This is a genomic window from Actinoplanes sp. NPDC051861 (genome assembly GCF_040681145.1).
Classification (GTDB): Bacteria; Actinomycetota; Actinomycetes; order Mycobacteriales; family Micromonosporaceae; genus Actinoplanes.
In genome coordinates this window covers 84,839-107,039 of the sequence record NZ_JBFAYE010000021.1, presented here as the reverse complement: position 1 = coordinate 107,039, position 22,201 = coordinate 84,839, and the positions used below count along the sequence as shown (strand labels likewise).

Genomic DNA, 22,201 nt, shown 5'->3' with positions numbered 1-22,201 from the left:
CCGTTAATTCGGTGGACAGGGGGTGACGGGGGCGTAGCGTGGAGGGTCGCTCTTGACGGCCGTGGTGAGCATGCACCGCAGCGGACGTTCCCGCGCCGCGTGGCGGCCTAACCGCCTCTCGGATACGCGAGCAGCAGCCTTCGATCAGCCTGTTGGGGATGAGCCGTGCCCGTATCGGATCTGGACACCGAGTTAGCCGCCGAACGCAATCACCTCCACGAGTCACGGGCCGCGCTGCGCCGGATGCGCGACCGGGCCCAGTCGCTCTTCGCCACCGGTGACAAGGTCGCCGGGGACGCGTACACCGCTGAGCAGCTGGGCCGGCACATGGCCCGCCGGGTCAAGGAGCTGGCCGACGACCCGGACACGCCGCTGTTCTTCGGGCGCCTCGACATCGAGGAGATCGCCTATCACGTGGGGCGCCGGCACGTCACCGACGACGCCGGCGAGCCGATGGTGCTCGACTGGCGTGCACCGCTGTCGCGCTCGTTCTACCGGGCCAGCGTGCGTGACCCGCAGGGCGTCGCCACCCGGCGCCGGTTCGGGTTCGTCAAGGGTGAGCTGACCAGCTTCGAGGACGAACATCTGGATCGCGGCGAGGAGCTGGGCACCAGCAGCCGCATCCTGACCGCGGAGATCGAGCGGCCGCGCGTCGGGCCGATGCGGGACATCGTCGCGACCATTCAGCCGGAGCAGGACGAGCTGGTCCGGGCCGAGCTGGCCGATTCGATCTGTGTGCAGGGCGCGCCGGGCACCGGTAAGACGGCGGTGGGCCTGCACCGCGCCGCGTACCTGCTGTATCTGCACCGGGAGCGGCTGCGCCGGTCGGGCGTGCTGATCGTCGGGCCGAACACGGCGTTCCTCTCCTACATCTCCGCGGTGCTTCCCACGCTCGGCGAGGTCGAGGTGCAGCAGTCCACGCTGGAGGAGTTGGTCGGCCGGGTGCCGGTCAAGGCCGCCGACACGGCGCCGGCTGCGTTCGTCAAACATGATGTACGCATGGCGCAGGTGCTGCGAAAAGCCCTGTGGAACCGGATCGGGAAGCCGGCCGAGCCGATCATGGTGTCGGACGGTTCATACCGGTGGCGGATCGACACCGAGCCGCTGCGGCGAATCGTCGACGAGGCAAGGCGCGAGGGCCTGCCGTACTCGGTCGGCCGTGATCGCGTCCGCGCCCGCGTCGTGGGCCTGCTGCAGCGCCAGTCGGAGTACCGGACCGGCAACTCACCGAGCGAGTCCTGGCTGCGCAAAATGAGCAAGATCGCGCCGGTGACCGAGTTCCTTGACGCCGCCTGGCCGGCCGTCACACCCGAGTCGCTGGTCGCGGACGTGCTGACCGATCCGTCGGTGGCCGGCGACCTGCTCACCGACGAGGAGCAGGAGGCGATCCGCTGGGTGCGGCCGCCGAAGACGGTGAAGTCGGCGAAATTCACCACGGCCGACCTGCTGCTGCTCGACGAGGCGGCCGGGCTACTGGAGCGGGAGAACAGTTTCGGTCACGTCGTGGTCGACGAGGCGCAGGATCTGTCACCCATGCAGGCGCGCGCCCTGGCCCGGCGCAGCGAGCACGGCTCGATCACGCTGCTCGGTGACCTGGCTCAGGGCACCGCGCCGTGGGCCACCACGGACTGGCGGGAGATCCTCGGTCATCTCGGCAAGCCGGACGCCTCGGTCGTGCCGCTGACCGTCGGTTTTCGCGTACCCGAGGCTGTTGTGACCCTGGCCAACCGCCTGCTGCCGGCTCTCGGTGTGAACGTGCCCGAGGCCGTCTCCCTGCGTCGCGACGGTGATCTCGCCGTCGTCGGTGTGCCGGATCCCGCCGACCTGGACGCCCGGACGCTGGCCGAGGTAACCGCCGCGCTGGGGCACGAGGGTTCGGTCGCGGTGATCGCGGCGGACACCGCGGTGGACCGGCTGCGTGGTCACCTCACGGCCGCCGGGATCGAGCACGCGACGCCGGACGACGTCGAGGCCGAGGCGCGGGTCATGGTGGTGCCCGCCACCATCGTCAAAGGCCTTGAGTACGACCATGTCATCGTCCATGAGCCGTCCGACATCGTGGCGGCCGAGCCGAAGGGCCTGAACCGCCTTTACGTGGTACTCACGCGCGCCGTCACCAGGCTTTCGGTATTGCACTCCAAGCCGTTGCCGGACGCCCTTACGATCTCTTGATGCCACGTATCGGAGTGATGTTCGACCGCGACATTTCCCCTGAAGAGCTCCCCGGTTTCGCCGCCGCCGTGGAGGAGGCGGGCGCGGACGATCTGTGGGTGGTGGAGGACCTCGGCTGGACCGGCGGGGTCAGCGCCGCCGCGGTCGCCCTGGCCGCCACCTCCCGGCTGCGCGTCGGCATCGGCATCGCGCCGGCACCGCTCCGCAGCCCCGCCCTGTACGCCATGGAGATCGCCACGCTGGCCCGGCTGTATCCGGGTCGGGTGGTGGCCGGTCTCGGTCATGGCGTGCCGGACTGGATGCGCCAGGTCGGCGTCGCGGCGAAGTCACCGCTGTCCCTGTTGGAGGAGACCGTGACCGTCGTCCGCGGCCTGCTGCGCGGCGAGACCGTCACCGTCGTGGGACGCGAGGTGCAGGTCGAGGGGGTACGTCTCGTGCACCCGCCCGAGGTGATCCCGCCGGTCGTCACCGGTGTGGTGCGCCCGCGCTCGCTGGAACTCTCCGGCCGCGCCGCCGACGGCACGATCCTCGTCGAGGGTCTCAGCCCGGCCCAGATCACCGAGGCGATCGGGCACCTGCGCCGCGGCGGCGCCGGTGACGAGCACGAGGTGATCAGCTTCGCGTTCCTGCACATCGACGACGACCCGGACCGCGCCGCGAAGACCAGCCGCGAGGCTCTGGCCATCCAGTCAGGCTTCCTGGGCGTGCCGATCGAGGAGGTTTTCGCCCTGGTCGGCGCCGCCTCCGACATCCCCGCCAAGGTCGAGACCCTCGTCGAGACGGGGGTGCACACGGTCGTCCTGCGGCCGTTCGGCACCGACCTGCTCGGCCAGGTGCGCACGGCGCTCGCCGCCCTGCGCCGCTGACCACATCTCTCCGCGCGCGGTCACTGGGTCAGACCGGTGACCAGCGCGATCAGCTCCTTCAGGATGCCGATGACGCCGCTGACCACGCCGACCATGACGGCGATGTTCTGCAGGCTCCACCGGCCGGGCGTCGCCGGCACGGCCGAAGCCGTGGCGACCGCGGCCTCGGCCGGCCGGCCCTCCGAGGACGCGACAGGCGAGGGAGCAGCAGGCGAGGGAGCAGCAGGCGGAGGTGAGGCCTGCGGAGGCGCGGCAGGCGGAGGTGCGGCCTGCGGAGGTGCGGCCTGCGGAGGCGGGACCGGCCGGGACTCGGTTTCGGGTTCCGGTGATGCCGATGGTGGAGAAGGGGTCGGGTCGGCGCCGGGTGGAGCGGGCTCGGTCGGTGGGGAGGTGCGGCGGAACAGGGTCCAGCCGGCCACGCCGAGGGAGCCGAGCGCTCCACCGGCCACGCTGAGCCAGACCAGGACGCGGTGGGCGGTCGTGCCGTAGACCGGGAAGTTGCGATATCCGACATATGCCGTTACGACGGCTCCCGCCGCTGCGGCCAGGGCCACGAGCCAGCCCGGACGCAGCACCGCCAAGCCGCAGACCAGGGCCAGGGACGCGCAGGCTGTGGAGAAGACCTCCAGGACGTCGTGTTCCGTGCTGCCGAACCCGAACACCGTCGTCCATGTCATGACGAGTGTGATCATGGCGAGCAGCCCGAATGCTCCGGCCAGGGCGGCCAGGTGGAACCCGCCGCCGACAACCAGGGCCAGCAATCCCGCGGCGGCCGCGATCAGCAGGGCCCGGTCGACGGCCGGGGACCAGGCGCTGGGCAGGACGTACTTGATGTCCTGCCACTGGTAGATCGCGAAACCCAGAGCAGCGACCAGGGCACCGGTCAGGCGCAGAGCGAGCGGGCCGAGCCCGTGCGAGGCGACGAGCAGGGCGCCGGTGATCAGCAGCACGGTGATCGCCGCCGCCAGGCCGTTGTCGGCACCCGCGTCCTCCAGCCGCTGCAACAGGACGAGCAGGATGAGCCCGGCGACCAACCCGGCCGTTCCCACTTTCACCTGCCGCCCCACCGGTTCAGGATGACCGGCGTCCGCGAGTGATCACATCGGACGATCGGGGTGGAGGGGCTTCACCCAGCGGGACCAATCGGGCTGGCGGCGATAGCCGTGCGCGGCCCAGATGCGGTGTGCGGCCTCGTTCTCGTCGAGGACCATCGCGTCCGCCCGGGTGCCGCCGAACCGGCGGAACCGCTCCTCGGCCGCCGCGATCAGCAGGCCGCCGATGCCCTCGCGGCGGCGAGCCGGTGCGACCGCAAGCCGGTAGAGGTGGCAGCGCCAGCCGTCCCACCCCGCGATGACCGTGCCCACGATCTCGTCGCCGTCGACCGCGACGATCAGCGAGTCGGGATCCCGACCGTGCAGGGCGGAGATCGCCGCCGTGGTGTCCGCGGGACGGCTGTCGTTCTCCGCCGCCACCTGCCAGAACTCGAGAATCGCGGTGAGTTCGCCCGCCGTCGCCGCCCGCAAGATCACGCCTGCAGCCTAGTGCCGACTAACTTTATGGCACAAAGTTCTTTGACTTTGCGTCGTAAAGTCGAGTCATGACATCGACCGACGACGACTCCGCGTTCGACGATCCCGCCGAGGCGCTGCGTGTGATCCAGCGCGAGCAGACCAATGTGGAGCGCGAGCTCACCCCCGACCCCCGGTTGACGTATTGGCCGTGGGGCATCGCCTGGCTCGTCGGGTCCGGGCTGCTCTTCCTGCGGTACGGCCCGGACGGCCGCGTCCTCGTCGACATGCCCGACTGGCTGCCGCTGCTGGTCTTCTCCAGCCTGTTGATCGCCGCTGGCGTGATCACCGGCGTCGTCGGCGCCCGATCCGGCCGTCAGGTCACCGGCCCGTCCAGCCGTCAGGGCACGATGTACGGCTTTGCCTGGTCAGCAGGATTCACCGGGCTGGCCATCTCGTTCTCCCGGCTCAGCGACGTGGTGCCGGACGAGATGCAGGGCATCCTCTGGGGCGGCGGCATGGCCGCGTTCGTCGGTGCCATGTTCATGGCCGGCGCCGCGGTGTGGAACGACCGGACGATGTTCGTGCTCGGCGCCTGGATCAGCGTGGTCAACATCGTCGGCGTCCTCTTCGGACCCGGATGGCACGCGCTGGTCGTATCGGTCGCCGGTGGCGGCGGTCTGCTGGTCGCCGGTTTCGTGGCCAGGGCGCGGCTTCGGTGAGCGACGAGACGCTGCCGGACCTCGATCCGGTGATCCACGCCCAGGCCCGGCTGCGCGTCGTCTCCGCCCTCTCACAGCTGGGCGACGGCGACCGGATCGCCTTCCCTCGGCTCCAGGAGATCCTGCGGATGACCGCCGGCAACCTCTCGGTCCACCTCCGCAAGCTCGAGGAGGCCGGATACGTCGAGGTCACCAAGACACACCGCGGACGCACCCCGGCGACCCTGGTCCGCCTCACCCGGCGCGGCCGGCTCGCCTTCGACGACTACGTGATCGCCCTGCGCACCCTGCTGGAACCGAGCGAGACACCGGGAGAGACATCGTGATCAAGGCCCGCGCCGAGAACGTGACGCGCCGTTACGGCGACACCCTCGCCCTCGACGGCGTCGACCTCGACGTGCGCGCCGGCGAGCTGGTCGGCCTGCTCGGCCCGAACGGCGCCGGCAAGAGCACCCTGGTCAGCCTGCTGACCGGCAACCGCCGGCCGACCTCCGGCCGGGTCGAGCTCTGCGGTGGGGATCCGCGCGATCCGGCCAGCCGCCGCACGCTGGGCGTCACACCCCAGGAGACCGGGCTGCCCGCCTCGCTGCGCGTCGGCGAGGTCGTCGATTTCGTACGCGCCCACTACCCCAACCCCCTCGACCGGGACGAACTGCTCGACCGTTTCGGACTGACCGACCTGATCCGGCGACAGACCGGCGGTCTCTCCGGCGGTCAGAAGCGCCGCCTCGCGGTCGCGCTCGCCTTCGCCGGCCGCCCCGAGATCGTTTTCCTCGACGAGCCGACCACCGGCTTGGACGTCGAGGCCCGCCGCGCCCTGTGGGACGGGGTGCGCGCCTTCCACGACGAGGGCGGCACCGTCGTCCTGACCAGCCACTACCTCGAGGAGATCGAGGCGCTGGCCCGTCGCGTGGTGGTGCTGGCCGGCGGGCGGGTGCTCGCCGACGACACCGTCACCTCGGTACGCGGACTGGTCGGCATGCGCCGGGTCAGCCTGACGCTAGCCGTACCGTTGCCTGATCTTGAAGGTCTGGTGAGCACGGACCGTGAGGGTGATCGCCTGCATCTCCTCACCGCGGATGCGGATCTTCTCGTCCGTGCGCTCGTCGCGCAGGACGTCGCCTTCCGTGACCTGGAGGTTCGCCCCACCTCGCTGGAAGAGGCGTTCCTGGCCCTGACCCGCTCCCCCGCCGCAGCCTGAAACGGAGCGTCATGTCATCTCTCGCCCTGACCCATGCCAAGTTCCAGATCCTCGAGGTCTTCCGGATCCCGATCGCGGTGATCGGCAGCGCGTTCTGGCCGGCCGCCTCGATGGCCGCGTTCGTGGTGCCGTTCACCCGGGACAGTCCGGAGGCCGCCACCTATGCGACCGCCTCGATGCTGACGTTCGCGGTGATGAGCACCAACCTTTTCCAGTACGGAATCGGCGTCTCCGAGGACCGCGCGCAACCCTGGGATCCATTCGTCCGCACGCTGCCCGCCGGCGCGGCACCCCGCTTCATCGGCCGGATCCTGGCCGGGCTCCTGATGATGGCGGTGTCGCTGACCCCGGTCGTGCTGATCGCGAAGCTGTTCACCGAAGCCTCCCTGCCCCCGGCCGAGTTCCTGGTGATCGCGCTCATCTCGCTGCCGTTCATCCTGATGGGCCTGGCGATCGGCTACTCGCTGCCGCAGAAGGCGGCGATCGTGGTCGCCCAGGTGCTGTTCCTGCCGCTCGCGTTCGGCGGCGGACTGATGACACCGCCGGGTGGCGCGCCCGGATTCGTCGAGGACATCGCGCCTTTCCTGCCCACCGGCGGGGCGGTGCGCCTGATGTGGTCCGCCGTCGGCGGTTACGCTCCGGAGTTCTGGCCGACCGTCGCGCTGGCCGGGTGGACCGCGGTGTTCGCCACCTTCGCGGTGTGGGCCTACCGGCGGGACGAGGGTCGTCGGTTCGGCTAGAACAATGACAGTTTCATTCGGTCCGGGGCATGTAAATGCGACGATGCGACCATGACCGTTCGTTCGCCCGGCGAGGCCAACTGGGTGGATCTGGCCACCGCCGATCTCGACGGGGCCATCCGGTTCTACACGACGTTGTTCGGGTGGACCGCTGAGGTCTCCGGCGACGACTTCGGCGGTTACACAACGTTCATGCTCCGTGGGCTGCCCGTGGCCGGCGCGGGCCCGCTGTTCGGCGAGGGCCAGCCAACCGCGTGGAGCACCTACTTCGCCGCCGACGACGCGGACCGGGTCGCCGGCCGCGTCGAGGCCGCCGCGGGGAAGGTGCTGGTTCCGCCGTTCGACGTGATGGACCAGGGGCGGATGTCGGCGTTCCTGGACCCGGCCGGTGCGCCGTTCAGCGCCTGGGAGCCGGGGATGATGCGGGGCGCGGAGATCTTCGACGTGCCCGGCGCGCTGACCTGGGCCGAGCTGAACACCCGTGACCTTGAGGGCGCCATCGGGTTCTATGGCGCGGTGTTCGGCTGGACGTTCCGGGAGGCGCACGTCAGCGGGTACCCGTACGTGATCTGTGACGGAAACCGCAGCTCGGTGGCCGGCATCCAGCTGATGGTCGGCGGCGCCTGGCCGGACGATCTGCCGGCGCACTGGCTGATCTATTTCGCGGTGGCGGACTGCGACGCGGCGGCGGAGCACGCCTATGCGCTCGGCGGCCGGATCGTGCGGCCACCCACGATGATCTCGGTGGGCTGCTACGCGCTGATCGAGGATCCGCAGGGCGGCCGGTTCGCAATCCTGGCCCCCGCACGCTGAAAAGGCCGCCCCGGAGGGCGGCCCTTTTCGTCAGCGTTCGTCAGCTTGTCGTCAGCCCAGGAGGGTGGGCAGCTTCTCGAACAGCTGCGTGGTGTACGTGATCATCTCCCGCAGCATCCAGTTGCCGGTCAGCAGCAGCGCCGCACCGATCGCCACCGCCTTCGGGACGAACGAGAGCGTCGCCTCCTGGATCTGGGTCACCGACTGGAACAGAGAGATCGCGAAACCAACCGCCAGAGCGGTCAGCAGCACCGGCGCCGACATCTTCGCCGCGATGCTCATGGCCTGCAGTCCGAGCTCCACCACCATCGTGTCCGTCATGCCAGTCAGTTCGGGGACTTGAGAAATCCGCGGAGTGCTAAACGGGCGCATGCCGGTTGCCGTCAGGTTGCCGGGATCATCCCCGGACCGCGACGACCAGCGGGCCGTGATCACCAGCGATCACCCGGACCTTGACCCGGTAGTGCTCCGCCAGGATCTCCTCGGTGAGCACCTCGGCCGGCGCGCCCGCCGCGACCACTCGGCCGCCGGCCAGCAGGACCATGCGGTCGGCGTACTCACCGGCGGTGGAGAGGTCGTGCATGGTGGCGAGCACGGTCAGTCCGCGTTCGGTGCGCAGGTGGTCGACGAGCTCCAGCACCTCCTGCTGGTGGCCGATGTCCAGTGCGCTGGTCGGCTCGTCCAGCAGCAGGACACCGGCTCCCTGCGCGAGGGCGCGTGCCAGGAAGACCCGCTGGCGTTCACCGCCGGAGAGCGTGTCGAGACGGCGGCCGGCGAACGGGCTGAGATCGAGCGCGGCCAGCACCTCGTCGACGGCGTCCAGGTCGGTGGCCGACTCGCGGCCGAGTGCCGGGATGTACGGGGTACGCCCCAGCAGCACGTAGTCGAAGACCAGCATCCCCGGCGGCACGACCGGTGACTGCATCACGGTGGCGACGGCCTTGGCGCGTTCCCGCCGGTGCATCCGGTCGACCGGGAGGCCCTGCAGGCGGATCGTCCCCTCGAACGGCAGCAGACCGCCGATCGCCCGCAGCGCGGTGGACTTGCCGGCGCCGTTCGGCCCGATGACCGTGACCCACTCACCGTCGGCGACGTCGAGATCGACCCCGTCGACGATGAGCGACCCGTCGAGCCGCACGGTCAGGCCCTCGACAGTGATGGTCACGTCGGCACCGCCCGGCTCGTGCGAAGAACAAGGATGAAGAACGGTGCGCCCAGGAACGCCGTGACCACCCCGATCGGGATCTCCGCGTCGCCGCCGGCCGTCCGCGCCAGCAGGTCGGTCAGGGCCAGGAACGCCGCGCCGAACAGCAGCGACAACGGCAGCAGCGACCGATAGCTCGGCCCGGTCAGCAGCCGGATCGTGTGCGGCACGATGATCCCGACGAACCCGATCAGCCCGGAGACCGAGACCGCGGCCGCGGTGCCCAGGGACGCCGCGATGATCAGCAGGTACCGGCTGCGCTGCGGATGCAGGCCCAGGCTGGTGGCCTCGGCGTCACCGACGGCCAGGACGTCGAGCTCGCGCCGCTGGGTCAGGACGATCGCGCCGGTGATCACCGCGTACGGGAGGATCACCAGCACGTCGTGCCAGCCCGCGGTGGCGAGCCGGCCGAGCAGCCACGAGTACACCTGCTGCAGCGACTCCATGTGCCGCTGCAGCAGGAACGTCTGCGCGGCGGAGAGGAACGCGGAGACCGCCACCCCGGCCAGGATCAGCGAGGCGGGCGAGCGCTCGCGACCCCCGGCAGCACCGAGCAGCCAGGTGAGCAGGACCGCGCCGACCGCACCGGCGAAGGCGGCCACCGGTACGCCGATCGGCAACTCGGTGGTGCCCGGTGCGGCGAGCACGATCACCGCCGTCACGCCCAGCCCCGCACCGGCCGCCACGCCGAGCAGGTGCGGGTCGGCGAGCGGGTTGCGGAAAGCGCCCTGGTAGGCGGCGCCGGCCAGGGCCAGCATCGCTCCGACCAGCAGCCCCAGGACCACGCGCGGCAGCCTGAGCTGGACGAGGATCGCGACCTCACGTTCGGACAGGCCGCTTTCCAGGCGTACCCCCGGAATGAGATTTAAGATCTCCACCGCGACGCTGCCGGGCGGCAGCGAGACCGAGCCGAACGCCAGGCCGGCGATCGCCGCGACGACCACGGAGATCACGCCTGCCGCCAGCCAGGCCGGGCGCAGGCCCGCCGGCCCGCGCCGATCGGTCATGCTGGGACCTTGCCCACCGCGTCCGCGACCGACTGCACAAGATCAACGGTACGGGGACCCCAGCGCGACGCGATGTCGTCGTCGAGCGGGTAGGTCTGCCCCTTCTGCACGGCGGTGACCGCCGACCAGCCGCTGCGGGCCTTCACGGTCTCGGCCGACTGCTGGCAGCACTTGGCGTCGGCCAGGAAGATCGTGTCCGGGTTCGCCTTGACCAGCGCCTCCTGCGTCATCTGCGGATATCCGCCGAGCTTGCCGTCCGGGTCCGCGGTGTCGGCGACGTTGGTCATGCCGAACAGCGAGAAGACCGAGCCGATGAACGTCTTCGAGGTGGCCGTGTAGAGGTCCGGGCTCAGCTCGTAGAAGTAGGTGAGCGGCTTGCCACGCGCCGGCACCGTCTTGACGATCCCGTCGATCTTCGCGGCCATGTCCGTGCTGACCTGCTGCGCCTCGGTGCGGTGACCGGTGAGCGTGCCGAGGTCGCCGATCTGCTTGTACGTGTCGTCCAGCGTCTGCGCGGCCGGCGCCTGGAAGACCGGGATGTCCAGCTTGTCGAGCTGGGCCAGGATGTTCTCGGTGTCGTGCGAGAGCACCACGAGGTCCGGGTTCTTGGCCGCGATCGCCTCGGCGTTCGGCTTGAAGCTGGACAGGTCCGTCTTCGGCGCCTCCGCCGGGTAGTTGGACTGGTCGTCGACCGCGATCACCTGCGACCCCGCCCCGATCGCGAAGAGCATCTCGGTCGTGGTCGGGCTGAGCGAGACGATCTTCTCGGGCCGGGCGTCGAGGGTGAGCGTCCCGACGGTGACCGGGAACGACGCGGCGGCGCTCGGGGTGGTGGCGGCCGGCTGCTCGGTGGTGTCGGCGCATCCGCCGATCAGCAGTGCGGTCGCCGCGAAGACGGCAGTGAGCAGGCGTTTCATGAAATCCTCCTGTCGGCCCGGCAGCTGGTGCTTCGCCGACAGGGGCCATCGGCCCGCCGCCCGCGAGGCGCCCCTCCCCGGGAGCGCTGAATCGCGACCGACGCCCAGGCGACCTGGCTAGACCTCACGAGTGGAGGGATCACAGTTGCGGGACAGCTCCGGTTTCTCACCGGCTTCGCTGCGGCGCGGTCGTTGAAACGCTAACTCACGAGCAGCCCGAGGCGATATCTGCCCGTCCCGGCATCTCTCAGCCGAGTAGCACGATTCGCCCTTGGACGGAATCCCGACGGAACGTGCCCCACTCGCGCGAATCGGCGGAAATGGTCCGATTGTCGCCCAGCACGTAGATCGTCCCATCGGCCACCGTGACCGGATCACAATCGGTCTTCGTGCCGGCTCGCAGGTAGGGCTCGTCGACCGGCGCGCCGTCCCGGAACACGCGGCCGTCGCGGCACTCGATCCGGTCGCCGTCCAGACCGATCACGCGCCGCTCGGTGCTCTGGTCGGGCGCGCCCGGGATCGGCAGCACGACGATGTCGCCACGGTCGACGCCGGTCACCCGGAAGGCGACGCGATCAGTCACATATCGGCTGGTCACGGCCATGGTGGGTTCCATGCCCAGGCTGGGCACATAGGTCAGGGTCAGCGCGAACTGGTTCACCGCGACGGCTGCGGCAAGGACGCATGCGGCAAGAGCGAAGACCTTTTTATGCGTACGGGAGGACGCGCGCTGTTCGCGATAGGCCACCCGCAGGCCGCCGGCGGTCCACACCAGCGCCGCCCACATCCCCATCGTCTGATCGAACTCGGCCAGGATCGCCTCGCCCCAGGGGCCGCCGTGGTCCCGGCGCCCGCGGACGGCGAGGGTCAGCAGCCGATGCGCCGCGGTCCTGATCACACCGGTCTCACTCTCGCGGCCTCACGGGCCCGGCGATCCTTCGCGGCGGCGTCGGCCAGACGGGTCGTGGCGAGTGCGATCCCGTCACCGGTCAGGCGATAGGTGTGCCGCGGTGGGCGTCCGGGCTGGTCGGACGGCTCCCAGCCGGCCTCCAGGAGCCCCTGCTCGGTCAGCCGCATGAGGATCGGATAGAGCGTGCCGGAGGCCAGGCCGGTCTCGCGGCTCAGGTCGTAGCCATATCGCCGGGTCGCGGGCTCCTTGAGCAGCGCCTCGAAGAGCCGCAGGGTCTGCGGGGAGGCGTGTGGTGTCCGCGGCATGGCCGAAAGTCTACTTAACTCGGCTCTTCGTTTCCTACTGCTGTACCCGGTTCTTTGTCTTCTTGCCGCTGTCCTCGGCGACGACCCGGTCGCCGGCGGCGGCCGCGTCCTCGTCGCCGGCCAGCGCGGACCGCAGGCGGCTCTTCTCGGCCGTGCGGCGGGCCGCGATCTCGCCGAACTGCTCGGCCGTCTCGTCGCGCTGCCGGCGCAGCAGCAGGAGCGACAGCGCGGCCGAGGCGACGAACGCGACCATCATCTTCACCAGCAGGTTCAGCGGCACCGGGAGCAGCGCGGTGAAGCAGATCGCGAACAGGCCGAGCCGGGCAAGTGTGTACTTGACGACGGGACTCATGAATCTCTCTCCTCAGCCGGACCGATGGCGCAGCCACCGGAGGCCGTAGAACCAGACCAGGCAATACACGACCGTACCGGTAGCGGCTCCGGCGGCGCCGCTGACCAGTGACGGCACGAAGCCGGCGATGAGGCCGGCGGCCGTCATCCCGGCGGCCACGCCGAACCCGGCGCCGAGCACCGTCACGATCGCGCGGTGGGCGCCGAAGCCCTCGGCCCGGTACTCCTCGGTGAAGAGCCAGACCGGCAGGATCACCGCCAGCCAGCCGTTGGTGTCGCCGAACGTGCTGATCCCGGCGAGCGACACGATCGCCTCGAAGACGAGCAGCACGGCCAGGCCGGCTGCCAGTCCGGCGAACGCGGCGCCGAGCAGGTCACCGATGGTGGCGAGCCGCCCGCCGGGGTCCCGGCGCAGCCCGCGCACATTCCTCTGCTGGGTCATCGCTCAGGCCCATACCTGCTGGGGCTCGCTGCGGCGGTCGGCCAGCGACGGTGCCTTCTCGTATTCGCGCACTACCTCATAACGAGTGTTGCGCTCGACCGGCTGGAAACCGGCGTCCCAGATCAGGTGAAGCAGGTCGTCGCGGTGCATCGTGTGGGGTGTCCCATACGAGTCGGCGTCGTGGGTGATCTTGTATTCCACGACCGAGCCGTCGAGGTCGTCGGCACCGAAGTTCAGCGAGAGCTGCGCGACGGAGAGCCCGTGCATGACCCAGAAGCACTTCACGTGCGGCACGTTGTCGAACAGCAGGCGGGAGACGGCGAACGTCTTCAGCGACTCGGCCGGCGCCGCCATCGTGGTGCGCTCCTGGATCCGGTTGCGGACCTTGCCGTCCTGCGAGTCGACGAAGTCGTGCTGGTAGCGCAGCGGGATGAAGACGGCGAAGCCGCCGGTCTCGTCCTGCAGCTCACGCAGCCGCAGCACGTGATCGACGCGGTGACGCGGCTCCTCGATGTGGCCGTAGAGCATGGTCGACGGCGTCCGCATGCCCTTGGAGTGGGCCAGCCGGTGGATCCGCGACCAGTCCTCCCAGTGGCAGTTGTGGTCGACGATGTGCTGCCGGACCTCCCAGTCGAAGATCTCGGCGCCACCACCGGTCAGCGACTCCAGCCCGGCGTCCATCAGCTCGTCGAGGATCTCGTCGGCCGACAGCCCACTGATCTTCTCGAACCACTGCACCTCGGTCGCGGTGAAGCACTTGAGCTTCACGTTCGGCAGAGCGGCCTTCAGCTCGCGCAGCACTTTCGGGTAGTAGCGCCACGGCAGGGTTGGGTGCAGACCGTTGACGATGTGCAGCTCGGTGAGCTGCTCGTCCTCCATCTCCTTGGCCTTGCGGACCGCCTCGTCGATCCGCATCGTGTACGCGTCCTTCTCCCCCGGCTTGCGCTGGAAGGAGCAATACGCACAACTGGCCGAGCAGACGTTGGTCAGGTTGAGGTGCCGGTTGACGTTGAACATCACCCGGTCACCGTTCATCTCGGTGCGCTTGTGATGAGCCAGCCGGCCGAGCCACGCCAGATCGTCCGACTCGTAGAGCGCGATGCCGTCCTCACGGGTCAGCCGCTCACCGGCGTAGACCTTGGCCTCGAGCTCACGCTTGCGCCCGGCGTCCATGCGCGCCCCTCTCCTCGTTCGCCGTCGAGCGTACGTGCCGGGTCCGACATCGGACACGCGGCGGGCACCGCACCGGGAAGTCGAGAAATTCTCAGCGTCCTTTCACCTTCATTCGATCGACACCGGTAGTGCGCTTGGGGTAAGAACCTTAGGGAACGACTAGCGACGGTCCGGGCCGACGCGGACGGGGAGCTCATGACCAAGGCAGTGCGGCAAGGGTTCTCAAAACCTCAACGCTTTGCATCGTCATGGCTTCGCCCTGTCGTTCTCTCGACTGCCACCGCGATCGCCATCGGCGCCCTGTTCCAGCCGATCCCTGCGATGGCCGCGCCGACCACCCCGCCCTCACCTGCGGTTCCGGTCGCGCCCGCGGTCGTTCCCGGCACCGGGACCGTGGCCTCCGTGCCGGATGCGGGCGCACGCCCGGTGCAGACCGGCGCCCTGACGCTCCCCGGCACACCGGCCCGCCCGTCGGCCTACACGCCGCCGGTCACCACTCCCGGCGGAGTGGTGAGCCCGGTCGTCCAGCAGATCGAGAAGGGCCGGGCGGAAATCGCCTCGCTCGGCGACCAACTGATCCGGATCGGTCAGGACCGCGACATCGCGCAGACCCAGTCGACGACCGCCACCCAGCGGATCGCCGACGCTGAGCAGGCGTTGCAGCTCGCGCAGACCGATGTGAAAGAGGCGGCGAACGCGGCGATCGAGCAGGCGGCCGCGATGCCGCCCGGCACGCTCGACTCCGGCCTGAGCGACCTGGAGGCGCTCTCCCGGCTCCAGCGCGGCGACATCCCGCCGGACGAGGGCGCCGCACGCCGGCTGAAGGCCGCCGAGGCCACCCTGGCGACCGCACGCGCCGACCAGACCTCCGCGAGCCTGCAGTTCAGCACGCTCTCCGCGCAGTACAAGCAGGTCAACAACCAGATCACGGCGAAGCAGACGGCGCAGGGGAAACTCGAGCAGAAGCACGCGGCCGAGCTCAGCGCGTCGGAGACCATCGAGACCGCCGCCGACCAGCAGCTCGGCGCGGAATACCTGGCCGGCGAGGCGGACGGCCGCAGCGCCGACCCGCGCGCCATCCAGGCCCTGCAGTTCGCCCTGGCCCAGCGCGGCGATCCGTACGTGTGGTCCGAAGAGGGCCCGGATCAGTACGACTGCTCCGGCCTGATGTACGCGGCGTACCGTTCGGTCAACTTCCCGCTCGTCCGCGTGTCCCGCGATCAGTACTACCAGACACGCAACAAGGTCGTGGACCGCTACTCGCTGCTCCCCGGCGACCTGCTCTTCTTCAGCTCCTCCAACAGCTGGACCGGCATCCACCACGTCGCGATGTACGCGGGTAGCGGCATGATGGTCGAGGCGCCGCGCACCGGGTTGAACGTCCGGCTCGTGCCGGTCCGGTGGACCCGCCTCTTCCAGGCCACGCGCATCTTCGGCTCGGTCGAGGGCGACGCGGTGAACCCGGTTCTCGGCGCACCGGACGCCGAGGAGCAGCCGGGCCGGCCGGCCACGACGCCGCCCACGACCTCGCCGACCCCGACGCCGAGCAAGACCACGACGAAGCCGCCGGTCAACCCGTCCACCTCGACGACACCGCCGGTGAACCCGAGCACCAGCTCGACCACGACGCCGCCGGTGACCGAGCCGACGACCACGACGCCGACGACCGACCCGACCACGGATCCGACGACCGAGCCGACCACGCAGCCGACGCCGGTGGAGACGACCACGACGCCGGAAACCGAGGAGACGACGTCGGCCCCGACCGGCTCCACCTCGTCGTCAACCGCGGCCGAGGCGACCGTCACCGCGTCGTCCGAGTCGAAGTCGCCCTCCGAGTCCGTTTCGCCCAGCGGCGGCTAGGACCGGAACGGCCACCGCGCCTGAGTCCGATGCCGGGTGTGTTCACACCGGCTGATGTGGCACGGTTAAGGTCAGCGACCGACGTCCGAACCGTCGGCAGCGGTGGTCGGGAGGACCTAGATGGACGAGCAGCAGGCGACCCGGGACGGCGAGATCGGAACGCCGTCCGCCGCGCGGCCGCCCGCGGGTGATGGCGAGGGGTTCAGTCCGCCGCCGCCCCCTGCTCCGGGAGCGCTGTGGGCAGCGCCGTCCTCGTCCCCTTCGTCCCCGGCCCCTTCGGTCTCACCCTCCTCGTCCTCCTCGTCCGCCTCGCCCTCCTCCGACCCCGACGCCTCCGACGCCTCCGACCCGGACGTCTCCGACCCGGACGTCTCCCCCTCTGACACGGACGGCCCTCCTTCGGATGCGCCGGTTTCCGGCGTTCCCGCGCCGGCCAAGTCCTCCGCCAGCGAGAACGGCGGTTCGGCTCGGCCTGTTTCCGCTGCTCCCGGCCCTAACGCGGCGCGCGCTTCGGTGCCCGCTCCGGTCTCGGGGTCCGCTCCGGTGTCGGGGTCCGCTCCGGTGTCGGCGTCCGCGTCGGTCAAGCCGCTGGCTGGTGGCGGGTCCGCCCGCCCGGTTTCGGCTGCCCCGGGAGCCGGTGCCGCGCGTGCCTCGGTGCCCGGTTCGATCAAGCCCACTTCCGGCGAGGTGCACGTCAGTGGCAAGCCGACCGTTTACGGCGCCGCCGCCGAGCCGAAGCCTGCGGAGCCCTCGAAGCCCTCGGATCCAGCGAAGCTTTCCGATCCAGCGAAGCTGTCGGATCCAGCGAAGCTTTCGGATCCAGCGAAGCTTTCGGATCCCTCGGAGCCCGAGAAGCCAGAACCCGCCGACCCGTCCGAGCCGGAACCGGCCAAGCCCGAACCCTCCAAGCCCGAACCGTCGAAGCCCGAGCCCGAGCCCGACGAGCCGGAGCCGCAGCCGGTGCCCGGCCGGCCCGCCCCGCCGAAGCCCGCCGAGCCGGAACCCGGCACGCCCGAGCCGATCAAGCCACCGGCGCCGCCGTTCCCCGAGCCGCCGGGCCCGTTCCCGACGCCGGCCCCGGAACCCGCGCCCTCCCCGATCCCGCCAGGTCCCGGTCCAAGCCCCGTCCCGCCAGGCCCTGGACCGAGCCCGGTTCCGCCCGGCCCCGGACCGAGCCCCGTCCCGCCTGGCCCGGGTCCGGTTCCGCCTGGGCCGAGTCCTGTCCCGCCCGGGCCGGTTCCGCCGGGTCCGGGTCCCAGCCCGGTGCCGCCAGGACCGGGTCCCAGTCCGATCCCGCCGGGCCCGGGCCCGAATCCCGTGCCGCCCGGACCCGGTCCCAGCCCGGTGCCTCCCGGACCGGGTCCGAGTCCCGTTCCCGGCCCGCCCGGACCGGGTCCCGTGGCGCCGCCGATCGTCCCGCCGCCCCCGGTCATCGGGAGTCGGAGCGGGAGCGGCCTGCCGTCGTACACCCTGCCGCCCAGCGCCGGGCCCGCCGGTCTGCCGCCCACGTCGTTCGGCAGGCCGCCGGCGACCTACTCCTCGCCGCCGGAGAACATCGACATGACGCAGCCGGTGCCCTCCGGGCATTCGAGCCCCTACGCCCACCCAGCCGCGCCGACCACCCCGGTCAGCCCGGTTCCGGGCGGGGTGCCGCAGCAGCGCGGGCAGGGGACGGTTTACAGCACTGGCGGATATCCGTCGATTCCGGCGCCCACGCCCAGCCCGTCGATCGACATGACCATGCCGGTTTCCGACCCGTTGGAGAACTCCGGGTCGCTGACCGGTCACATCCTCGCGCAAGGCTGGCACGACGCGCCCGTCGAGCAACGCCGAAGTAATCTCAAGGTGGTCGTCGCCATGTTGGCCGTCCTGGCCCTGCTGGTCACGGTCAGCCTGATCTTCGTGTTCACGGCCGGTGACACCTTCACCGATATGATCAATAACCTCACCAGCTGATCCGCGGCTGACCGGACGGGCTAATCCGTGCGGTGACGCGCGCGTTTTGCCCGGACAGGCCGCAGACCCTAAGCTGGCGAGGTTGCGCTCCGAGGTGAGCCTGCCCACTACCCGCCGGGAATGCGGTCGGCGGTGCAGACGTTCACCCGTACACTGATGGTAGTTATTGACGCGGCGTGCCCACCCGGTGCACGCCACGGGCGTTCTTGCGGGCATTTCAGCGAGCGGTCCTCAACGGCCGCGGCGGGCCAATTCACGCGAGCGTGCGCCCCCGTAGAGAGGTTCTCTTGACCACTTTCGCTGATCCCAGCACGTTCCCGTCCGTACTCGAGACCCCCACCACCGAAACCCCGGAGCCGGAGACCACGGCCGCACCCACCGCCCCGGTGAGCAGCTTCGCCGACCTCGGCCTCCCCGCCGAGATCGTCCGCGTGCTCAACCGCGAGGGCATCACCACCCCGTTCGAGATCCAGGCCGCCACCGTTCCGGATGCACTGGCCGGCCGTGACGTGCTCGGCCGCGGCCAGACCGGCTCCGGCAAGACCCTCGCCTTCGGCCTGCCTGTTCTGGCCCGGACGGCTCAGGGCGGCAAGGCCCGCCCGCACCACCCGAAGGCTCTGATCCTGGTGCCCACCCGCGAGCTGGCGATGCAGGTCGCCGACTCGCTCATGCCGATCGGCCGTTCCGTCGGCGTGTTCCTGAAGACCGCCGTCGGCGGCGTGCCGTACGACCGGCAGATGGACGCTCTGCGCCGCGGCGTCGAGGTCATCGTCGCGACCCCGGGCCGGCTCGCCGACCTGATCGAGCGTGGCGCCTGCAAGCTCGACGACGTCGAGGTCACGGTGCTCGACGAGGCTGACCAGATGGCCGACATGGGCTTCCTGCCCGAGGTCACCGAGCTGCTGGCCAAGACCCCGGAGAACGCGCAGCGGCTGCTCTTCTCGGCCACTCTGGACGGTGACGTCGACACGCTGGTCAAGCGCTTCATGCACGACCCGGTGACGCACTCCACGGCTCCCGCCGAGGCGAGCGTGTCCACGATGGATCACCACCTGCTGCTGATCCCGCCGGCCGACAAGTTCCCGATCACCGCGTCGATCGCCAACCGGGAGGGCAAGACCATCGTCTTCGCCCGGACCCAGATGGGCGTGGACCGGCTGGTCGAGCAGCTGGCAGCGGTCGGCGTCCGGGCCGGCGCGCTGCACGGCGGCAAGACGCAGCGAGTGCGTACTCGTACGTTGGCGGAGTTCAAGGAAGGCCGGACCAACGTCCTGGTCGCCACCGACGTCGCCGCGCGCGGCATCCACGTCGACGGCATCTCCCTGGTCGTCCACGTCGACCCGCCGAAGGACCCGAAGGACTACCTGCACCGTGCGGGGCGTACTGCGCGGGCCGGCGAGTCCGGTGCGGTCGTCACGCTGGTGCTGCCGAAGCAGCGCCGCACCACGCAGGCCATGATGGCCAAGGCCGGGGTCGCCCCCGCCGAGGTCCGGGTCCGCCTGGGCGACGAGAAGCTGGCCGACGTCACCGGCGCCCGCGAGCCCAGCGGTGTCCCGGTCGTCGACGAGCCGGAGCCGCGCCGCGAGCGCGGGGATCGTCCGCGCCGCTTCGGTGACCGCCCGCGGGGTGGCTTCGGCGACCGGCCGCAGCGCTCCTACGGTGACCGGCCGCAGCGTTCGTTCGGCGACCGCGACCGCAACGACCGTGACCGCAACGACCGTGGTGGCTTCGGCGACCGGTCGCGCGGCGGCTACGGCGACCGGCCGCAGCGTTCCTTCGGCGACCGCCAGGACCGTTCCTTCGGCGACCGTCCCGAGCGCTCGTTCGGCGACCGCCAGGAGCGTTCGTTCGGCGACCGCGACCGTCCGGCTCGCACCGAGCGCACCGGCGGCGACCGGCACTTCGCCGACCGCCACTTCGGTGACCGCCCGGCCCGCACCGGCGACCGGCCCTCCGGCCAGCGCCGCGACGGCAACCGGACCGACCGCCGCGAGGGCCCCTCGGGCCGCTTCGGCTCGTCCCGCCCGGCCCGCTCGTACTGATCCGATAGGAGACCCCGGCACAGGGTGTGCCGGGGTCTTTCCGTCGTAAAGGTACGGAAACCGGGTACGTTACCCGCATGCCGCTGCCCACCGCGCTGTTCTGGGAGCGCCGCGATGTCTCCGGCGCCGAGCACACCCTCCTCGAGTCCCGCACCGGGCTCTACGCCCACGGCACCGCACTGGCCGCCGCCCCCGTGCCCTACGCCTGCCACTACGAGTTGCAGACCGACCCGGACTGGGTGACCACCCGGCTGGACGTCCGCGCCGAGGGCGCCGGCTGGGCCCGAAGCGTCCGGCTGGAGTTGGCAGCGGGCCGCTGGCGGATCACCGCTTCCGAGCAGGGTGACCTCGACGCCGCCCTGGTCGCCGCCGGGCACGCCCGCGCCGGCCTGCCCGGCAGCGAGGACCCCGATCTGCTGTACGGCGCGTTCGACGCCGACCTGGGCGGCTCACCGCTCACCAACACGCTGCCGATCCGCCGCCTGGACCTGCTGAAGGCCGAGACCGGTGTGGCGCATCGGCTCAACGTGGCCTGGGTGCTGGTGCCGAGCCTGGAGGTGGTGCAGGCGGATCAGATCTACACACCGCTCGGCGGCGACCGGGTGCGGTTCGCCAGCGAGACCTTCAGCGCCGATCTGACCGTCGACGACGAGGGGTTCGTCGTCGACTACCCGGGGCTGGCCCGGCGGGTCACACTCGGCTCTTGATCCAGCTCAGGCAGGCCTTGTCGACCGTCTTGAACGGCTTTCCGAACGCCTGTGGCGACGCCTCGGCCGGTTTGATGCCTTTGCGCAGGACCAGGTCGGCGAAGGACATCAGCTTCGCCTCGCCGTACTGGGCGGCCATGCACGCGCTCGCGTAGTGGCCCATGGCGTACAGGGTGGAGACGGTGAGGTCGCCGGCGTTCTCGGTCAGGGACGGCACCGCGATGCTCTTGGGCGCGCCACGCTTGCGGAACGAGTCCTGGAGCACGTACCGGCTGTAGGTGTTCTGCGGCTTCTTCGGGTAGGCGCCGATGTACTCGGCGATGCCCTCCACCAGCCACTGGTCGTCGTCGGTGTCCCGGGTGCTGAGCCCGGCCAGGGTGACCACGTGGGCGAGCTCGTGCTGGACGACCATGGACACGTCCTGCTCCTGCAGCACCTTGCGGGTACGCAGCACGACATCGGTTCCGGCCGAGTTGAGCGGGATGGCGTAACCGATGGCGTATCCGATCGAGTTGCCGCCGTACCAGGACTTCCACGCCTTGTCGTCGGCCAGGTAGATCCGGTATCGGCTGCCCTGCTTGTTGCCGACCAGACCGGCGTAGCGGTCGGTGACCACGGCCGCTTTCTCGGCGATCTTGAGGATCGTCTTCAGGTGTTTCTTCTGGCTGCTGGGTCCGGCGACGACGACCCGCTTCCCGGTCGCGAAGCTGAGCGTCTGCGAGGCCCACGGCGGTGTCATGAGCGGGCTGTTGTCCCCGTTGTAGGTCATCCCGGTGATCACGTATCCGTCGCCGCGCCGGCTGAGCGTCAGGTTCTGGTCCAGTTTTGGCTGACCCTGGCTGTACGAGGCTCTCCAGCCCGGACAGGCACCACCCTTGAAGCAGTATCCGAGGCTGGCGCTGAGGACGACCTTGGCCGCTGTCGACCTGTCGTCCGGGTCGGCGTGGTACTCGGCGTGCCCGACACCCAGCGCCCGCAGGTTCCGGAAGATCATGCGGTATCGCGTCACCAGCTTGGGCTGCTTGGGGTCGACCAGTGCCAGCCAGCCCTTCTCGTCGCCCCCGGAAAGGGCCTCCGCCTGCGTCTGGAGCAGTGCGAGCGACTCCTCGAAGGGTGTCGGCGGACGGGTCGGCGCGGACTCCGGGACAGCGGTTGCGGGCTTCTCCCGCTCGGGCCAGAAGATCACCGCCGCGACGCCGCCGGCGACCATGACCACGGCGGCCACGAGGGCGGCGATGACGGCCTTTCCCGACTTGCGGGCGGGCGCCACGTCGAGAGAGGGCGAGTGATCTTCCACGACCG

24 protein-coding genes are annotated in these 22,201 nt (G+C 70.6%); 11 read left to right on the top strand and 13 right to left on the bottom strand.

The genetic code is table 11. The features are described 5' to 3' along the window. Positions 1 to 165: 165 nt before the first annotated feature. Together AB0M02_RS37130 and AB0M02_RS37125 are read left to right on the top strand one after the other, a co-directional pair. The gene (locus tag AB0M02_RS37130) at positions 166 to 2,172 is read left to right on the top strand and encodes an AAA family ATPase (RefSeq protein WP_364235831.1); all 2,007 of its coding nucleotides are present in this window, start codon (positions 166 to 168) and stop codon (positions 2,170 to 2,172) included. Further along, positions 2,172 to 3,038 (top strand): LLM class flavin-dependent oxidoreductase, encoded by an 867-nt coding sequence (locus tag AB0M02_RS37125; protein WP_364235828.1) that lies wholly within the window; start codon positions 2,172 to 2,174, stop codon positions 3,036 to 3,038. The genes AB0M02_RS37130 and AB0M02_RS37125 overlap by 1 nt, the downstream gene beginning before the upstream one ends. A gap of 20 nt (positions 3,039 to 3,058) precedes the next feature. Here AB0M02_RS37125 and AB0M02_RS37120 read toward each other — a convergent pair whose 3' ends face one another. Beyond that, a complete protein-coding gene (locus tag AB0M02_RS37120) occupies positions 3,059 to 4,093 on the bottom strand; it encodes a hypothetical protein (protein WP_364235825.1) in 1,035 nt (344 codons plus the stop codon). Positions 4,094 to 4,135: 42 nt separating this feature from the next. After that, entirely contained in the window at positions 4,136 to 4,567 is a 432-nt protein-coding gene (locus tag AB0M02_RS37115; RefSeq protein ID WP_364235823.1) for a GNAT family N-acetyltransferase, read from the bottom strand. A gap of 68 nt (positions 4,568 to 4,635) precedes the next feature. Between AB0M02_RS37115 and AB0M02_RS37110 the strand changes: the two genes are divergently transcribed. The 5 genes from AB0M02_RS37110 to AB0M02_RS37090 are packed head-to-tail and all read left to right on the top strand — an operon-like array spanning position 4,636 to position 8,022. Next, positions 4,636 to 5,268: a transporter gene (locus tag AB0M02_RS37110; protein WP_364235821.1), complete on the top strand. Its 633-nt coding sequence runs from the start codon at positions 4,636 to 4,638 to the stop codon at positions 5,266 to 5,268. Then, positions 5,265 to 5,594 carry a transcriptional regulator gene (locus AB0M02_RS37105; protein WP_364235819.1) on the top strand — a complete coding sequence of 110 codons (330 nt, stop codon included), beginning with the start codon at positions 5,265 to 5,267 and terminating at the stop codon, positions 5,592 to 5,594. The genes AB0M02_RS37110 and AB0M02_RS37105 overlap by 4 nt, the downstream gene beginning before the upstream one ends. Beyond that, complete coding sequence (locus tag AB0M02_RS37100) at positions 5,591 to 6,469, top strand: ABC transporter ATP-binding protein (protein ID WP_364235817.1); 879 nt, start codon at positions 5,591 to 5,593, stop codon at positions 6,467 to 6,469. The genes AB0M02_RS37105 and AB0M02_RS37100 overlap by 4 nt, the downstream gene beginning before the upstream one ends. An 11-nt stretch (positions 6,470 to 6,480) precedes the next feature. Then, the gene (locus tag AB0M02_RS37095; protein ID WP_364235816.1) at positions 6,481 to 7,209 is read left to right on the top strand and encodes an ABC transporter permease; all 729 of its coding nucleotides are present in this window, start codon (positions 6,481 to 6,483) and stop codon (positions 7,207 to 7,209) included. A gap of 51 nt (positions 7,210 to 7,260) precedes the next feature. Beyond that, complete coding sequence (locus tag AB0M02_RS37090; protein WP_364235814.1) at positions 7,261 to 8,022, top strand: VOC family protein; 762 nt, start codon at positions 7,261 to 7,263, stop codon at positions 8,020 to 8,022. 51 nt (positions 8,023 to 8,073) lie between these two features. Here AB0M02_RS37090 and fliQ read toward each other — a convergent pair whose 3' ends face one another. From fliQ to mqnE, 9 genes are all read right to left on the bottom strand, one after another. After that, positions 8,074 to 8,343 carry a flagellar biosynthesis protein FliQ gene (gene fliQ / locus AB0M02_RS37085; RefSeq protein WP_364235811.1) on the bottom strand — a complete coding sequence of 90 codons (270 nt, stop codon included), beginning with the start codon at positions 8,341 to 8,343 and terminating at the stop codon, positions 8,074 to 8,076. Positions 8,344 to 8,419: 76 nt separating this feature from the next. Then, the gene (locus tag AB0M02_RS37080) at positions 8,420 to 9,181 is read right to left on the bottom strand and encodes an ABC transporter ATP-binding protein (RefSeq protein ID WP_364235988.1); all 762 of its coding nucleotides are present in this window, start codon (positions 9,179 to 9,181) and stop codon (positions 8,420 to 8,422) included. A gap of 2 nt (positions 9,182 to 9,183) precedes the next feature. Then, a complete protein-coding gene (locus tag AB0M02_RS37075) occupies positions 9,184 to 10,233 on the bottom strand; it encodes an iron ABC transporter permease (RefSeq protein WP_364235808.1) in 1,050 nt (349 codons plus the stop codon). After that, positions 10,230 to 11,150, bottom strand: a complete 921-nt coding sequence (locus AB0M02_RS37070; RefSeq protein ID WP_364235805.1) for an ABC transporter substrate-binding protein — start codon at positions 11,148 to 11,150, stop codon at positions 10,230 to 10,232. The genes AB0M02_RS37075 and AB0M02_RS37070 overlap by 4 nt, the downstream gene beginning before the upstream one ends. Positions 11,151 to 11,397: 247 nt before the next feature. Beyond that, positions 11,398 to 12,048 carry a signal peptidase I gene (gene lepB / locus AB0M02_RS37065; RefSeq protein WP_364235802.1) on the bottom strand — a complete coding sequence of 217 codons (651 nt, stop codon included), beginning with the start codon at positions 12,046 to 12,048 and terminating at the stop codon, positions 11,398 to 11,400. Further along, positions 12,045 to 12,365, bottom strand: coding sequence for a PadR family transcriptional regulator (locus tag AB0M02_RS37060; protein ID WP_364235800.1), 321 nt, complete (start codon positions 12,363 to 12,365; stop codon positions 12,045 to 12,047). Before AB0M02_RS37060 ends, lepB begins: the two co-directional genes overlap by 4 nt. Positions 12,366 to 12,399: 34 nt before the next feature. After that, positions 12,400 to 12,717 carry a DUF4229 domain-containing protein gene (locus AB0M02_RS37055; RefSeq protein ID WP_364235799.1) on the bottom strand — a complete coding sequence of 106 codons (318 nt, stop codon included), beginning with the start codon at positions 12,715 to 12,717 and terminating at the stop codon, positions 12,400 to 12,402. Positions 12,718 to 12,729: 12 nt separating this feature from the next. Then, positions 12,730 to 13,158, bottom strand: a complete 429-nt coding sequence (locus AB0M02_RS37050; protein WP_364235797.1) for a hypothetical protein — start codon at positions 13,156 to 13,158, stop codon at positions 12,730 to 12,732. Between the two features lie 3 nt (positions 13,159 to 13,161). Continuing rightward, entirely contained in the window at positions 13,162 to 14,331 is a 1,170-nt protein-coding gene (gene mqnE / locus AB0M02_RS37045; RefSeq protein WP_364235795.1) for an aminofutalosine synthase MqnE, read from the bottom strand. Between the two features lie 321 nt (positions 14,332 to 14,652). Between mqnE and AB0M02_RS37040 the strand changes: the two genes are divergently transcribed. Then, positions 14,653 to 16,194: an NlpC/P60 family protein gene (locus tag AB0M02_RS37040; RefSeq protein ID WP_364235793.1), complete on the top strand. Its 1,542-nt coding sequence runs from the start codon at positions 14,653 to 14,655 to the stop codon at positions 16,192 to 16,194. 116 nt (positions 16,195 to 16,310) lie between these two features. On the opposite strand, the gene AB0M02_RS37035 is transcribed toward AB0M02_RS37040, so the two are convergent. Then, on the bottom strand, positions 16,311 to 16,580 hold the full coding sequence (locus AB0M02_RS37035) for a hypothetical protein (protein WP_364235792.1): 270 nt from the start codon (positions 16,578 to 16,580) through the stop codon (positions 16,311 to 16,313). A gap of 1,174 nt (positions 16,581 to 17,754) precedes the next feature. Here AB0M02_RS37035 and AB0M02_RS37030 point away from each other — a divergent pair. From AB0M02_RS37030 to AB0M02_RS37020, 3 genes are all read left to right on the top strand, one after another. Next, positions 17,755 to 18,150 (top strand): hypothetical protein, encoded by a 396-nt coding sequence (locus AB0M02_RS37030; protein ID WP_364235790.1) that lies wholly within the window; start codon positions 17,755 to 17,757, stop codon positions 18,148 to 18,150. Positions 18,151 to 18,437: 287 nt separating this feature from the next. Continuing rightward, a complete protein-coding gene (locus AB0M02_RS37025) occupies positions 18,438 to 20,192 on the top strand; it encodes a DEAD/DEAH box helicase (RefSeq protein WP_364235789.1) in 1,755 nt (584 codons plus the stop codon). A 77-nt stretch (positions 20,193 to 20,269) separates the two neighbouring features. Continuing rightward, the gene (locus tag AB0M02_RS37020) at positions 20,270 to 20,899 is read left to right on the top strand and encodes a putative glycolipid-binding domain-containing protein (protein ID WP_364235787.1); all 630 of its coding nucleotides are present in this window, start codon (positions 20,270 to 20,272) and stop codon (positions 20,897 to 20,899) included. Here the strand turns inward: AB0M02_RS37020 and AB0M02_RS37015 are convergent. Beyond that, positions 20,883 to 22,196, bottom strand: a complete 1,314-nt coding sequence (locus tag AB0M02_RS37015) for a hypothetical protein (RefSeq protein WP_364235786.1) — start codon at positions 22,194 to 22,196, stop codon at positions 20,883 to 20,885. The two genes, AB0M02_RS37020 and AB0M02_RS37015, sit on opposite strands and share 17 nt — an antisense overlap. Positions 22,197 to 22,201 lie beyond the last annotated feature (5 nt).